The organism is Leucobacter komagatae, from assembly GCF_000834055.1.
Taxonomy (GTDB): Bacteria; Actinomycetota; Actinomycetes; order Actinomycetales; family Microbacteriaceae; genus Leucobacter; species Leucobacter komagatae_A.
Map to the genome: position 1 here is coordinate 88,083 of NZ_JXSQ01000010.1, position 15,060 is coordinate 103,142.

The 15,060-nt window shown below is 64.3% G+C and carries 10 protein-coding genes; 3 read left to right on the forward strand and 7 right to left on the reverse strand.

Annotated features, from left to right (window positions below; translation table 11 throughout):
• Positions 1 to 49: 49 nt before the first annotated feature.
• Together SD72_RS09075 and SD72_RS09080 are read right to left on the reverse strand one after the other, a co-directional pair.
• Positions 50 to 874: a heme ABC transporter ATP-binding protein gene (locus SD72_RS09075; protein ID WP_042544128.1), complete on the reverse strand. Its 825-nt coding sequence runs from the start codon at positions 872 to 874 to the stop codon at positions 50 to 52.
• A complete protein-coding gene (locus SD72_RS09080) occupies positions 874 to 1,941 on the reverse strand; it encodes a FecCD family ABC transporter permease (protein WP_042544129.1) in 1,068 nt (355 codons plus the stop codon). Before SD72_RS09080 ends, SD72_RS09075 begins: the two co-directional genes overlap by 1 nt.
• Before the next feature lie 134 nt (positions 1,942 to 2,075).
• On the opposite strand from SD72_RS09080, the gene SD72_RS09085 reads away from it, so the two are divergent.
• The 3 genes from SD72_RS09085 (at position 2,076) to groL (ending at position 5,715) form a co-directional block, all read left to right on the forward strand.
• The gene (locus SD72_RS09085) at positions 2,076 to 3,194 is read left to right on the forward strand and encodes a heme/hemin ABC transporter substrate-binding protein (protein ID WP_042544130.1); all 1,119 of its coding nucleotides are present in this window, start codon (positions 2,076 to 2,078) and stop codon (positions 3,192 to 3,194) included.
• Between the two features lie 141 nt (positions 3,195 to 3,335).
• Entirely contained in the window at positions 3,336 to 3,929 is a 594-nt protein-coding gene (locus tag SD72_RS09090) for a LytR C-terminal domain-containing protein (RefSeq protein WP_042544131.1), read from the forward strand.
• Positions 3,930 to 4,095: 166 nt separating this feature from the next.
• A complete protein-coding gene (gene groL, locus SD72_RS09095) occupies positions 4,096 to 5,715 on the forward strand; it encodes a chaperonin GroEL (RefSeq protein WP_042544132.1) in 1,620 nt (539 codons plus the stop codon).
• A 10-nt stretch (positions 5,716 to 5,725) separates the two neighbouring features.
• Here groL and SD72_RS09100 read toward each other — a convergent pair whose 3' ends face one another.
• The 5 genes from SD72_RS09100 to SD72_RS09120 form a co-directional block, all read right to left on the reverse strand.
• On the reverse strand, positions 5,726 to 6,610 hold the full coding sequence (locus tag SD72_RS09100; RefSeq protein ID WP_157000527.1) for an HtaA domain-containing protein: 885 nt from the start codon (positions 6,608 to 6,610) through the stop codon (positions 5,726 to 5,728).
• A 79-nt stretch (positions 6,611 to 6,689) separates the two neighbouring features.
• A complete protein-coding gene (locus SD72_RS09105; protein WP_084767048.1) occupies positions 6,690 to 9,689 on the reverse strand; it encodes an HtaA domain-containing protein in 3,000 nt (999 codons plus the stop codon).
• Between the two features lie 12 nt (positions 9,690 to 9,701).
• Positions 9,702 to 11,921 (reverse strand): HtaA domain-containing protein, encoded by a 2,220-nt coding sequence (locus SD72_RS09110; protein WP_042544134.1) that lies wholly within the window; start codon positions 11,919 to 11,921, stop codon positions 9,702 to 9,704.
• A gap of 267 nt (positions 11,922 to 12,188) precedes the next feature.
• Positions 12,189 to 13,058 (reverse strand): HtaA domain-containing protein, encoded by an 870-nt coding sequence (locus tag SD72_RS09115; RefSeq protein ID WP_198141924.1) that lies wholly within the window; start codon positions 13,056 to 13,058, stop codon positions 12,189 to 12,191.
• Positions 13,059 to 13,083: 25 nt separating this feature from the next.
• A partial coding sequence (locus tag SD72_RS09120) for an HtaA domain-containing protein (protein ID WP_232299706.1) occupies positions 13,084 to 15,060 on the reverse strand: 1,977 nt, incomplete at its 5' end.

The following is a 15,060-nucleotide window of genomic DNA, read 5'->3' on the forward strand; positions in this document are numbered from 1 at the left end:
CAACTTTATCAGCCGTTACCGGCCCACGCGAAATCCGCCTGCGCGGAAATTACGCGGATTCGCTGCGACGCGGCAGCACGATCCTGTGCCCGGTCACCGGGTGCCGGATCACCTCGACGGGCGTGCGGTACACATCGGTAAGCACGTCCGCTTCAAGCACCGCTTCTGGGGCGCCATTGGCGACGATCCGCCCCTCCCGGAGCAACGCGATCCTGTCGGAGTACGCACTCGCAAGGTTGAGGTCGTGCAGCACCACGAGAACAGCGTCACCCGCGGCGGCGCGCTCGCGCGCAAGCGTCAACACGGCCTCCTGGTGACCGAGATCTAGCGCGGCCGTCGGCTCGTCAAGCATGAGCACACCCGTGCGGCCAGCGATCACGCGGGCGAACGCTGTGCGCGCCCGCTCCCCACCAGACAGCGACGGTACACGCCGATGCCCAAGGTGCCCGATGTCGGTGGCGGAAATCGCCTCGCCAATCGCCTCGTTATCCTCGTCCTCGTTCGGTGTGCGCCGCCACGGCGCACGCCCCATCTCCACGACCTGGTGCACCGTGAATGGGAACAGCAGCTGATTCTCCTGCAGCAGCACCGAGCGGCGCCGAGACAGGTCGGTGAGCGACCAGTCTCCGAGCGGACGCCCGCCGAAGTCGACGCTCCCTGCATCGGGCTGGAGGTCGCCAGAGAGCAGGCTGAGCAGCGTGGACTTGCCTGCGCCATTCGGGCCGAGCAGCGAGAGCACCTCGCCCGCACGCAGCTCGAGCGAGACATCGTCGAGCAGCTTCTTCCTGCCACGCTCGATGACGACCGAGGATGCCGAGCACACGACGGAACCGTGCATCGCTACTGAGGGGAGCGCAATGTGACGAGCGTTCATTATCCCCAACCTCCCGAGCGCTTGCGCGTGCGGCGAAGCAGCCAGAAGAAGAATGGGCCGCCGACGAGCGACGTGAGGATCCCGATGGGGAGCTCCGCCATCGGCACCAGAGTACGTGCTGCGAGATCTGCAAGTGTCATGAGGAGCGCGCCAGCGAGCGCAGAAGCGGTCACGAGCGGAAGGTGGGCCGGCCCGAGGACCATGCGCATGAGGTGCGGGATCACGAGGCCGACAAACGAGATGATGCCGGCAAACGCGACAGCGGCCCCAACGAGGAGGGAGACCACAAGGATCATGCTGATTCGCAGCAACTCAACGTTGACGCCGAGATGCCTGGCGTTGCGTTCGCCGAGGGAAAGGAGGTCGAGCTTGCGGGACGTAACGTAGGCCGCGATTAACCCGACCGCGATGATCGGTGTCACTATCAGCACTTGCGACCAGCTCATGCCTTTGAGACTGCCAAGCTGCCAGAACACAATCGCCTCGCGCGACTGCGAGTCGCCGACGAACGTCAGCGCAGCGATCGCCGCGCCTGCGATTGCGTTCACCGCGATGCCGGTGAGCACGAGCGTGACCACCTCGGTACGCCCCTCAGCTCGACTCATCGAATACACGATGAGCGTAGCGATGAGTCCGGTAACGAAGGCAAGCACCGCCGTGGTCCACTGCCCGAAGACGGTGAGCCCGAAGACGATCGAGATGCCAGCTCCGACTGCGGCGCCTGAGGAGATACCGATCACGCCGGGCTCCGCGAGCGGGTTGCCGAAGATCGCCTGCATGATGAGACCAGACACCGCGAGCCCAATACCGATGAGCACCGACATTGCGACGCGTGGGAAGCGGATCGCCCAGAGCGCGTCGTCACCAGCCGGAATGCTCGGCAGCGGCAACCAGTCGATGCCGATGCGGTGCAGCACAGAGCCGAGCACCTCGTGCGGTGGGATCGCCAGCTGCCCCGTACCTGCGGAGATCAGCACGCTGAGCACCAGCAGGATCGTGAGGACTCCGAAGAGTAGGGGTGCGCGACTCCCTCGTCGTGACAGCGAGGTGCGGTCGGGGTTTTTCATGCTCGCGCGAAACGCTTTCTAGGAGATCCAGACGCCTTCATGCGCCGTGTGCGTGTGCAGCTTCGAAGAAACTCACACTTCATCATACCTTTGTGAGGTTAAGCTTGGTACCGTCAACCTTGAGAAGGAGACTGATGCTCAAGCCTCGCACATCTCGCACTCGGGCGGCAATCGCCCTCGCCCTTGGTCTTGCGATCGCGCTGACCGGCTGTCAGCTCAGTGGACCCAATTCCACGGGCGCTGCGGGCGAAGCCGCGGCGCTCCCTCCGCTCGACTCCCTCACCCCGCTCGACGACCCCATTGCGCACGAGGGCCCGTCCACCGCCGTGGTTGGCCCCCCGAGCGTCACGCCGCTCGCCGAGAAGCCGCAGGCTGAGCTTCCGGTGACCGTGCAGTCGCACGATCGCTCGGGTGATGTCCCCGTCGAGGTCACCGACACCTCCAGGGTGCTCGCAATCTCATTGACCGGGACCTTGAGTGACATTGTCTACAACCTCGGGCTTGGCGACCAGCTCATCGGACGCGACGCCACAACGTCATTCCCCGGCGCTGAAAAGCTGCCACTCGTTGTCACAGGCGGGCACGATGTTGAGGCGGAGTCCGTGCTCGGGCTTGAGCCGAGCGTGATCTTCACCGACCTCAGCGTCGGCGGCATCGACTTCGTGAACATGATGCGTAACGCGGGTGTCCCGGTGATCGTCGTGAATCGCTCGGTGGACCCTGCGTCGGCGGAGAAGGCGACGGAACAGGTTGCCGCTGGCTTGGGTGTGGCAGACGCAGCAGCGGCGCTCAATCAGAAGGTGGCTGAGGCGATCGCGGCCAAGGAGCAGGAAGTTAAGCGCCTCATCCCAGCCGACGAGTCGAAGCACCCCAGGGTGGCATTCCTCTACGTTCGCGGCGGGGCAGGCGTCTACTACCTCTTCGGCGAGGGCAGCGGGATCGATACGCTGCTGAAGTCCCTCGGCGTCATTGACGTGGCCGAGGAGGTCGGGTGGAAGGGTGAACGCCCGATGACCGACGAAGCGCTCGTAAAGATGGACCCGGACATCATCCTCGTAATGTCAAAGGGATTGACGAGCACTGACGGCATCGACGGGTTGATCGAGGCCCAGCCGAGCATCGCGCTCACCACCGCCGGAAAGAACCGAAGGATCATCGACATCGACGATTCCCTCCTCTTCGCAAGTGCTGGCCGCACCCCCGACGTCATCGACGCCCTCGCACGCGCAATTTACGCACCGGACTCGCTCTGAGCCACCCGCAGCGGTGCTCGATCTGTGCTGCTCGGAGCTCGTTCAGCATGGGCTCTGCTAGAGCGAGGTAGTCTTATCCGGTGAAACTGTCGACGGCCGCTCGGGCGCTCGACGATATCTGAAGGAATCTGGGAGACACGGGTGGCGAAGGAACACGAAGCTGCGCACGGAACACGGTCGCGCCGCTCACCCGCTTCTGAGTACCCAGAGGATCGCTTCGACGGCCTCCCGAGCGACGGGCCGGTCGGCAGCCACCGCGTTACGGCGCAGCCGCGGGTGACACGCCACTTCGTAATCGGGGGCCTCATCGGCGCCGCGCTGTTGACGACCGTTGGCATCGTCGGCGTGACGATTGCAGGCTCGTCAGGCAAGCTTCCCCTCCTTCCAACTTCCGGCACGTCCGCCGAGTCAACGAAGGTGAAGCCGGTTCTTGACCCCGAGGCTAAGGTCGCCGTGCTCGACGGGACGACCACTGACGGTGATGCAGCGACCGGCGTCGCGGCAGCCATCACGTCGGAAGACTGGGGCGTGATTGTGCTCGCTGGCCCCGCTGCCACCGCCGACGTCGAGATTTCCGCGGTCTTCTATTCCGACCAGGCACATGAGGCAGCCGCGCTCGCCCTCGCTGAGCGACTCGGCGGTGTCTCGACCTACCAGCGCGACGAATACGCGAACGGCGAGGCACAACTCACCGTCTTGATCGGTGACGACTACGCCGGTCCGAGCGAAGCGTAGTCAGTTACGCTCGCAGCGTTCGCTCCGGGCGAGCGCCTCTCCTTGCACTCTCAGCACCAGAGTGCCAAAATTAGAGTTAGCAGTCGGATCGACTGAGTGCTAAACCTGGCGCAGAACCCTCGTGGTCTCTGCAGCTTTCCCTAGACGTCCGGGAGGGGCGAATTACATGGCAAAGATGATTGCGTTTGACGAAGAGGCACGTCGCGGCCTTGAGCGGGGTTTGAACATCCTCGCTGACACTGTCAAGGTGACGCTGGGCCCGCGCGGCCGCAACGTCGTTCTTGAGAAGAAGTGGGGCGCCCCCACGATCACCAACGATGGCGTTTCTATCGCCAAGGAGATCGAACTCGACGACCCGTACGAGAAGATCGGCGCTGAGCTCGTCAAGGAGGTCGCTAAGAAGACCGACGACGTTGCAGGCGACGGCACCACGACCGCAACCGTTCTCGCTCAGGCGCTCGTGCGCGAGGGCCTCCGCAACGTTGCTGCTGGCAGCGACCCCATTGCGCTGAAGAAGGGCATCGAGAAGGCTGTCGCTGCGGTAATCACCGAGCTGCACGCGAACTCGAAGGAGATCGAGACCACCGCCGAGATCGCTGCTACCGCTTCGATCTCCGCTGCGGACGATCAGATCGGCGCACTGATCGCCGAGGCGATCGACAAGGTCGGCAAGGAAGGCGTTGTCACCGTCGAGGAGTCGAACACGTTCGGCACCGAGCTCGAGCTCACCGAGGGCATGCGCTTCGACAAGGGCTACCTCTCGGCCTACTTCGTCACCGACGCAGATCGCCAGGAAGTCGTGTTCGAGGATCCCTACATCCTCGTCGTGAACAGCAAGGTCTCGAACATCAAGGACCTGCTCCCCGTAGTCGATCCCGTTATCCAGTCGGGCAAGCAGCTCCTCATCATTGCTGAGGACGTCGAGGGTGAAGCTCTCGCTACGCTCGTGCTCAACAAGATCCGTGGCATCTTCAAGTCGGCCGCTGTGAAGGCTCCTGGCTTCGGCGATCGCCGCAAGGCAATGCTGCAGGACATCGCTATCCTCTCCGGCGGCCAGGTCATCTCGGAAGAGGTTGGCCTCAAGCTTGAGAACGCGACGCTCGACATGCTCGGCACCGCACGCAAGGTCATCATCACCAAGGATGAGACGACCATCATCCAGGGTGGCGGCGAGAAGGAAGCCGTTGAAGGCCGCGTGCAGCAGATCCGCCGCGAGATCGACAACACCGACAGCGACTACGATCGCGAGAAGCTCCAGGAGCGCCTTGCGAAGCTCGCTGGCGGCGTTGCAGTGATCAAGGCTGGCGCAGCGACCGAGGTTGAGCTCAAGGAGCGCAAGCACCGCATTGAGGACGCAGTCCGCAACGCGAAGGCAGCAGTCGAAGAGGGCATCGTCCCCGGCGGCGGCGTCGCACTCATCCAGGCAGCGACGAAGGCATTCGCAACCCTCGAGCTCGAGGGTGACGAGGCAACCGGCGCAGCAATCGTGAAGGTTGCTATCGAGGCTCCGCTCAAGCAGATCGCACTCAACGCTGGCCTCGAGCCGGGCGTTGTTGCACACAAGGTGTCGGAGCTCCCGATCGGTCACGGCCTCAACGCCGCAACCGGCGAGTACGTCGACATGCTTGCTGCTGGCATCAACGACCCCGTAAAGGTCACCCGCTCGGCGCTGCAGAACGCGGCTTCGATCGCTGGCCTCTTCCTCACCACCGAGGCAGTCGTTGCTGACAAGCCTGAGCCGGCTGCTCCCATGGCAGCTGACCCGGGTGCAGGAATGGACTTCTAAGTCCTGCGCTTCAGCTAGCTGAGGTTTCTGAAAGCTGGGTCGCACCTTCTGGTGCGGCCCAGCTTTTTTGTTTGCGTCCGCCGATGAGTAGGCCGATGGTCAGCCCGGTCACGAAGATGGCCACGCCTGCCACGGTGATCGGTGCCCAAGGCACGGTTGGCGCGGCGACGGCAGCATCAGTCTCGAGTGGGGTGTCCCGTGGGGCCTCTGCGGTGGGCGGGGCAATGGCGTTGGCCTCGCACTCCCCCGCCCGCAGATCGAGCGTGATCGGGTCCAGCTCTGCGCCGGCTTCATAGAACCCTGCGAACGCGACAACGCCGGAGTTCGTGAGCTCGGTGGGAAGGTCCGTGAGCGACAGGCTCCCGTCGACCGGGGTCAACGGTTCAGCCACCGTGATCGCCCCCACCCACTCTTGGGCTTCGTCCACAGCAACATCGCCTTCCATGTCTGTGCTTCTCGAGTCCAGCAGCAGCGCCGCCTTGCCATCGCCCTCGAACTCGATCGTCGGTTGTGCGAGTGTGAGATCGAGCACACCATCGTGTCCAGTGAAGTGCACGGTTCCTGGGAACGTGACCGAGCCGGTGCCAGTGCTGAGGTCGATGCTTCCCGTAGCGCCACTCCAGACAAAAGCCGGGGACTCGTAGGCGAGACCGTCGCTGGTCTCCCAGGATCCGTTGGCGATGGAGCCGCTGATGTAGGAGCGGAAGCTGGCCTTGACCCCCCAGCGCATGGTCCCGTCAGTAATTTCACACATCCCCCCAGTGGCCTGTGCGGTGATCGGGGCGGCTGCGGTTGCGGTTGCGGTTGCGGTTGCGGCGAACGTTCCCGCGAGCATGGCGGCGACGCCGGCGGTGGTCAGGCAGCCGACAAGGCGGCGCAACATACGGTGGTTCACGAATTATTCTCCTCGAGCTTGCTCGGCCTGCAACGCGCCGAACGGTTGACCGGTGCACTGCACTTCGCACCGGGTGTGGTCACAGTCGTTGGCGGATCGCGAGGGCAGAGGTGCTGCCAGCGATGAGGCTCATACCCCCGGCGATCACCCACCACTCCCACAGCGCCATCCCCGCCCCAACCCCCGCGGTGCGCAACCCGCCCTCGGCTGCGGCGAGTGCCCCTTCGACCGCGCGCACCGTCCTCGACGCAGCAGCCGCCTTCTCGGGAGAGAGCACGTCGATCTCAGCGCCAACGTTCGCACTGCCCTGCATGGTGAGCGTGTAGGGGCCTGGGGAGATATCGGCTGGCAGGCGCCCCGCCCACGTCACTCCGCCGGAAGAGTCTGCCTTGACAGTGTCATCGAGCACATGCTGGCCCGGGTAGAGCACCACGAGCACGCCTTCGTCCTCGGGATCGAATCCTGCCGCGCGGACTTCGATCCGCCCTCCAGGCACGATCTTTTCCGGGTCGGTGAGCACCTCAAGTCCGACTGTCGCTGGCGGATGCTCCGCCGCGGTGTAACGCGACTCGGCGCTGTCCTGGCCCTGCGTTGTGGAACTGTAGGTCACCCTGCTCGACGAACCGACGGTGAAGGTCAAGGGTTCGAAGGCAATCCCCTGATCCGCGGATATCCCGACAAGGCTCCCCCGGACGGGAACGTTGCTCCACGTGACCTCACCACCGGCCCCGATGCGCTTCGTGGCCGCAGCGAGATCCAGGGCTACCGTGCTTGGGCCGTACGACCCGGAATACCCTGTCGTCAGCGTCGCCGATGTCGCGCTCGTCACGGTGATCGTTGGGCTGGCCACCCGGAACATTGTGATCCCGTAGCCGTTGAATGCGACGCTACCCGAGTAGCGCACGGTTCCCGTATGCGACGTCTCGTTCCACGTGGAACCACTCTGCGGAAAGAGGTAGCCCGCACCAACTCCGGCCGTAGAAATACTGCCTCCGGCGCAGTGCCCACTTGGCGTTGGGCAGGCCGCGGTATTCGATTTCGCGGTCGTGTACCCGGCGAAGTAATCTGAGACGCCCCATCGCAGCGACCCCGCGCCAACGCCACCGTTCAACGGAGCCCTGCCCGGCGCACCTCCGCCGGGCGACTTCGCCGCGTCGATGCGCAGCGTCACCGAGTTGGAGTTCGCATGGTGGTAGCGCTCGCTCTCTTGCGGCAGGAAGAGAGCCTGTGCGGTGTAGACGCCCTCTGGGAGTCTGGTGGTGTCGAGCACCGCCGTGCCGCCAGACACCCGAACGGGGCTCCCGATCGTGGTGCTGCCGTAGCTGAAGGTCACTGTCCCAGCGATCGACGGCGAGACGTTCGCCGTGAACTTCACGCTCTCCCCGACGGTTGCGGAGGTCGGCGAGGCGGAGAGCCGCACCGATGTCGACTGCTTGTCGGCCACGGCGAAGTCACCGGGAAGTGTGATGTTCAGGGGGTCGAGCTCCTCGCCCACCCCGTAGAAGCCGCCAAAGGCCACCGCTCCCTGCGCGGTCAGGCGGGCTCCAACATTCTTGAAGGTGAGGTGCGTGTTCGCGCTATTCATCTCGGGGATGCCGAGCGACAGCGTGGCGAGGGGAGCACCAACGAATGAGAATTTCTTGCCGACCGAGTTCATGTCCTTGAACTCGTAGCCCTCGACGTCTGCGTAGAGCGTCCCGCTCGTCGGCGAGGTAATCTGCACGCGCGGGTTCGTGAATGCTAGGTCGAGAGCGTAAACCGATGCGTTGCCCACCTTCATCGGGTGCGACTGAAAGTGGACCCCGTTGCCCTTCCCGAACGAGATATCCGCGCTCGTCCCGTTTGTCGCAGCGCGGCCGGTCCCGCCGCCCCACTGGTAGGTGCCCTTCGGCTGCGCCTGCTTGGTCGCGCCGAGCAGCGTTGTCTTCCCGCCGAAGGCAGGGGCGTTGTAGATGTAGTTCCTAAACGACGCCTTGACGCCCCAGTCGAGTGAGGCACCCTTGACCTCGATGACCGTCTTGCTTGGTTCGGAGACGCGCACAGGGAATGCGGGCGTGCTCGACGCCCCAAATGCATCGACGTCCGTGGGGGTGAAGGTGGCCGTGATCGAGTGCGCGCCAACCGGGAGCGTCTTCGTGCGCAGCGTGGCCGTGCCGTTCTGCAGCGCCACAGGGTCGCCGAGAGCGGCGTCGCGGTTGAAGAACTGCACCGCTCCCACCGCGTCAGCGGGAGTCACTGTGACAGTGAACACCGCCTCCTGCCCCACCAGAAGTGCGCCCGTGCTCGACGAGTCGAAGACCACCGTCGTCGCCACGGCACCGGTTTCCTCCCCTGCGTCGTCACCCTCGAGCCCCGCCGTCGGGAGGGAGAAGCTGACCGGGTCAAGATCTTGGCCGGCCTCGTAGAATCCGGCGAACGCGACTGCGCCCTCAGCTGTGAGCTCGGCTGCAGCGTTGCTCCAGCTTCGCACACCACCCTCAACCGTCGGTTCGGGGAGCGTGAGACTGGCGAACAGCGTATCCGGGCTCTCGAACCACTCACCCACCGTATTCGTGTCTACGAACTCACGGCCCTCGACATCGACCCGGAGCTCACCCGCCGTCGGCGAGATAACGACAACCCTCGGGTTCGTGAGCGTGATATCGAGGGTGTCGGGATCCTCCGTTTCAGGCCCACTCTGGTGCCCGCGGAAGTGCACGCCGTTGCCACCACCGAACAAGACGTTGGCCGTTGACCCGTCGAGCTCTGCTTCACCCTGGCCGCCACTCCACCGGTACTGGTCCGTGACGTTCCCGAGGTACTCGATCGACCCCTTCGCGATTGGCCCGACAATGTAGTTCCTGAAGGATTCCTTGACGCTCCAGTCGAGCGTGGCTCCGCCCACCGGAGCCGGGGCGTCATTGGTTTCGACTGCCGCCCCGGCGAGCGCGGGAGCGATCAGGGTTGCCCCCGCGACGAGGAGGGTGATGAGCGCACTCCCCATCGCTCGGCCTGCGAGGCGGAGGGATGGTCGACGGGGCAGACCGAGCGAAGCTCGGCGACGCCGGCTGTCGGCATAGTGCGCTGAGAGTGCGCTCATCAGAGGTTCCCCTTACTCGGTGGCGCTGGCGATCCGGCTGCGAACCGCAAGCCCACGGCGAGCCGCGAGCAGCGCCCCGCCAAGGAGCAGCAGCATGCCTCCGGCGGCCGCAAGGGTCAGAGCGACACCGTCGCCGGCGCCGGTCTTCTCGAGGGCGTTGCCCGATCCCTTGTCGCCGCTGCCAGCGCCGCCGCCACCGCCGCCTTCACCGCCGCCGCCAACACCGCCGCCATCACCGCCGCCTCCGGGGCCGGGTGTCTTCGCCTTTTCGACGAGGAAGGCGTCAGGGAACGCGAATTCGCGGCCCGTATCCGTGTTGGTGACCACGATCGTGTGTGCACCGAGCACAGCATCGGTGGGGACCGTCCAGCTCACGTTCACGAAACCGTCTGCGTTCGCCTCATGCACGCCGAGGATCGCCTCGACCTCCGACAGCACCTCTACCCCGAATTTCTCGCCCGCGCCGAACGCGCCGATCTTAAGTTCGACCTCGTCGCCCGGGTTCACCGTGACGGTCCCGGCTGGCTTGCCGTTGACGAGCGCCGCCGGAAGCGGCGCGACCGCGATCGCGACCTCAGCTGACACTGAGCGCGCGTGGGTGTCGGTGTTTGTCGGAACGAACTCTGCGGTAACCCGGTTCACGCCAACGGCGAGCTCCGTCGTCGCCAGCGCGGCTGCGCCACCGACAACTTCGATGGGCTCACCGAGCGACACTGCGCCGCTCTTGAACTGGACCGAGCCCGGGACGTCGGGAGTGACCGTGGCGCTCAGCTCAACGCTGTCGCCGAGAAAAGTCGAGGTCGCCGACGACTCGAGCGTCGCACTTGTGCCCTCCGCGGGCGCAAACGCGATCGGTGTGAACGTCTCGAAGGGTGCATAGGTCGCCCCACCGGCCCCATAGGTGTAGACGCCGTAGCGCCCATCAGCGAGGGCCTTCGCGCTGTCTTTCGTGAGCGTGAGGGTTGTTTCGAATGTGCCGTCGGCGTTCAACTCGGTGCCGCCAGGCACGGAGGCGATGAGCTCGAGTTCCGCCGCCTGAACGGCCCACCGCGAGGCGAGTGTGCTTCTGGCGGCCGATCCGATGCCCTGCGAGGGCTGCCACTGCTCGGCGAAGGATCCGAACACCACGTAGGTGCCGGCGAACTTCCCTTCGAGCGGCTGGTACCGACCGGTCGTGTGCGGCGCATTCGGCAGGAACCCGCTGCCCCTCACGGTCACGGTCTCGCCGGCAGGGTTGATCCCCTCGACCTTGTCGACAGTGACCGTTGCTCGCGTGAGCATCGTGACGTCAACGGGCTCCGAAACGGAGCCGAGGAAGGCAGAACTGACCGTTGGAACGAACTCCGCGGTGACGCTGTTGGTTCCAAGGCTGAGTGCGGAGGTCTCGAGGGTTGCCACCCCCGCGACCACGGGCACGCTCTCTGCGAGCTCGACGCCATCCGCCCTGAACTGGACCGTTCCGGCCGCCTCCGGGGTGACAGTCGCCGTCAGCGTGACCGGGTCGCCCTCGGCCGCCACGGCGATGGATGAGGTGAGCGTCGTTTGGGTCGCTTCCGCGGCGACGCGCTCCGTAATTGGGAGCGAGAAGGTTACGGGGTCAAGCGATACCCCAGCAAGGTAGAACCCGCCGAACGCGTCGGAACCTTCCTCGGAAAGCACGGCCGGCGCCGCTGTCCAGGTCATGACGTTGCCGGCGACGCTCGGCTCCGGCAACTCGACTTCTGCAAGCAGTGCATCCTTCATCGAGTACAGCTCACCGACGGTCGTCGCGCCCAGGTATTCGCGGCCCTGAACATCCACGCGGAGCTCTGCTGTGCTCGGGGAAAGCACCACCACCCGCGGATTGGTGAATGCGATGTCGAGAATGTACGGATCCTCAGCGGCCGAACCGCTCTGGTGCCCGCGGAAGTGAACCCCGTTCCCTTCACCGAAGGACACACTCGCGGTCGACCCGTCGAGGGCCGCGGTTCCAGCCCCTCCGCTCCAGTGATACTCTCCCGTCGTGTTGCCGAGCAGGTCGATCCTGCCCTTCGCCATCGGCCCAACAACGTACGTCCGGAACGACTCTCGGACGCCCCAGTCGAGCGTCGCGCCAGCGACGACCCCGTCTTCCGATTCCGCGGGCTCAGCGGAGGCAATTGTCGGTGCAGCGATGAGACTGCCCGCTACAAGCAGGCTCGTCGTGAGTGCGCCGAGCAGCGCACCAGACTTTCTGCGCTCAGTGATTCTCATACGTACGTACTCCTTGTCGAAACAGGCAGAGAACGCCGAGACGCGCCCTCATCAGATCAAAGTAAGGTAACCCTAAACTTCGATGCACGTATCAGTTTGGCTACATTTATCGCACTGCGCAACCCTTGTTGTCTAAATACCCGAAAGCGCTGCACCTGGAGACGCGCCGCTTGGCGCATCCGGCGGGCGTCAATACCGGCCACTTCAAACGAAAACCGGCCGGGCAGTAAAGCCGCCCGGCCGATTTCAGAGACTTGTTATGACGTACTACTCGCCCGAGGGCTCCTCGGGGGTGTCTACGACTGCTGACTTCTTCCCTCGGCCCGCAATGAGCATGCCGCCGGTAACACCGATCGCGATCAGGGCGACTCCACCGATGACAATCGGAATCCACGGGATCTCGGGAGAGGCTTCCGGAGCAGCCGGCTCAGCCTCAGGGGTCCCGGTTTCCGGAGCGTCCGGTACCGGGGCAGTACCCGTTGAGACGCCAATCTCACACCCGGTGGTCTCGACTGAGAGCGAGAGCGGATCAAGGTTGCTGCCGGCAACATAATCACCGTAGTCCCCGTTCAGAGCCTTCGCCCCGTCAGAAGTGAGGAGCACCGGCGCATCAACGACGGAGAAACCGTTGCTCGTATCGGCGCCAGCGAGAGACACCTTACCCATGGTGACGCGTTCAAAAACGAGTTCACCGCCCTCAACGTCGGTGGAAGCAACCCCAACGACGAGCTGCGCGGATTCGGGATCAGTGAAGACTATCTCCGGGTTCTGCAGGTCAAGCTTCATCAGCCCACCGTGCCCGGTGAAATGGACGTCACCCGTGAAGCTCACGGAGCCAGACTCGAGATCTGCACCGAACTCGCCAGTGCCATTCGGCCAGCTAAACGCTGGCGTCTCATAGCTCGCCCCGTTCTCGGTCGTCCACTCACCGTTCGCAATGCTGCCGCTGATGTAGTTGCGGAACCGCTCGAGCACGCCCCAGCGGAGCTCAGCCGAGGTGACGGTGCACGCAGTAACGTCTCCGTTCCCGGCTTCTGTCGAGGCAAACGATGGGCTGACAGGCCCGAACAACACACCGGCCGCAAGGCCGGCGGCAACGACCGCCGTCGCGCCACGGCGCACGATACTTCGATTCACAAACGTCTCCTTGTAGCGCATTCGTCTAGCGGCTAGTGCCGGTATCGACCGTAGCATTTGCTGAGTTGCGCCGCTGGTTCACAACCATGGCACCCATAGCTCCCGCAAGGGCGATCAGCGCACCTGCGCCCACCCACCACATCCACACGGGACCATTGGTCAGGTCCGCGACCACCGCTGCTGTCTGCTGCGGCTGCGCGCTCGCCTCAACGGCGTCCTGCTCGATGACAGGCTTGGCCTTCTTCTTGGCCTTTTCAACGACCTTGATAATCGCGCCTGCGTCCGTGCTTCCCTGCAGGGTAATGGTGTGCTCGCCAGGCTCGATGTCATCCGGGAGAGTGCCGATCCAGCGCACCTCACCAAAGGAGTTCGCACCTGCCTTGTCGTCAAGCACGATTGGGTCTGAGTAGAGCACCACGAGAATGTCTCGCTCGTCGACCTCGAAGCCGGGTGCTGCGAATTCGATCTCGCCGCCGGGAACGATCTTGTCAGCAGGGGTAATCACCCTGATCCCGGTCGTCGCAGGCGGGGTCGGCGCTGCGACCCGGGCAGCCTTCTGCTCGGTCTTCGTAGTCGAGCCATACTGCACACGACTCGGCGCACCGACGGTGAAGCTGAGCGGATCAACACCGAACGAACCGCCACCGGCGGCCCCGGATCCTGAGCTTCCGCCGCCCGAGATGACACCGTTCACGGGCACGCCGCTCCAGGTCACCTCGCCGTTTGCGCCGACGGTCTTCGAGGCAGCCCCGAGGTTCAGGCCAAAGGTGCGCCCGCCAGCCGTGATCGTGCCCGACGTCGCGCTCGTGACATTCACCACGGGGTTCGCAAACGACTCGGTCAGCAGCCCCTTGTGCCCGGTGAAGGTCACCACGCCGGAGAACTGCACGCTGCCAGTCTGCGCTTTGGCGTCCCAAGAGCCGCCATCGGCCTGCGGGAACGTGTACGCTCCCCCGCTGCTACCAACACCGTTCGTCGAGATTGCACCCTTCGCAATGCGCCCGGTTACGTAGTCCTTGAAGCCAGCAGAGATCCCCCAGGAAAGCGACCCAGCCTGCTGAGAGTTTGAGGTGCCAATTGGCTTCTGGTTCGGCTGTGGCTTCGGCTTAACGACCGGCTTGGTGGGCGGGACAGGTGTGGTGGTGCCACCGTCTTTGCCTGCGCCCACAGTGAAGCTGACATCGTCAAATTTCTCGCCTGCTGGGTAGTTCTGGAAGGCGACAACGGACTCCGCTCGGAGCGTCGCGGTCGCCTTTTTCCAGGTCACCTCACCGTTCTTGCCGGTACTCTTCGTCGCCCTCGAAAGGTCGATGTCGACTAGCGGCTGCACCTTGCCGTTGACTGTCGCGGTCATCACTGCTGCCTTGGGCCCAGTGATCTTAATCTTTGGGTCGAGAATCGACAGCTGGAGCGCTCCCTGATGCGCCTCGAAGCTCACTCCACCAGCGTAAGGAACCGTACCTGTTTGGGACTGCGCGTTCCAATCACCACCCTTCACCTGTGGGAAGACGAACATGTTGCCCGACCTCGATGCGGCTCCCAACACCTGCACCTTGCCGCCGGCAAAGTTTTCGATGTAGTTTACGAACCGACCAAAAATGCCCCACTGTAGATCACCATTGCCAGGCTTGACCTCGACTCCTCCGAACACTGCGTCCCACTGCGCCGGCGTCACCGCGATGTCAGCCTGACCCAGGTAACGCGAGTCGTTCAGCAGACCATGAGCAAGCCACGACACCGCGACGTACTCCTTCGAGCGGTCAAGCTTGTCGGCAGGAACCTCAAGATTCCGAGTCACCTTACCGTCCTTGATGAACGTCTTGTAAGCGAAGTCCTCTTTCGCCCCAGCGTCAGCGCTCGAACCGTATTCCTTGACCCGGTCCTTCTCGATGATCCCGACGTACACGCCCTGATCATCCTTGCCGGTATCAGGAACATCAGCCGCAGCACGCAGCACGATGTTCTCGATCGTCGTCGACACCTGCAGACCCTTGGCAGAAGC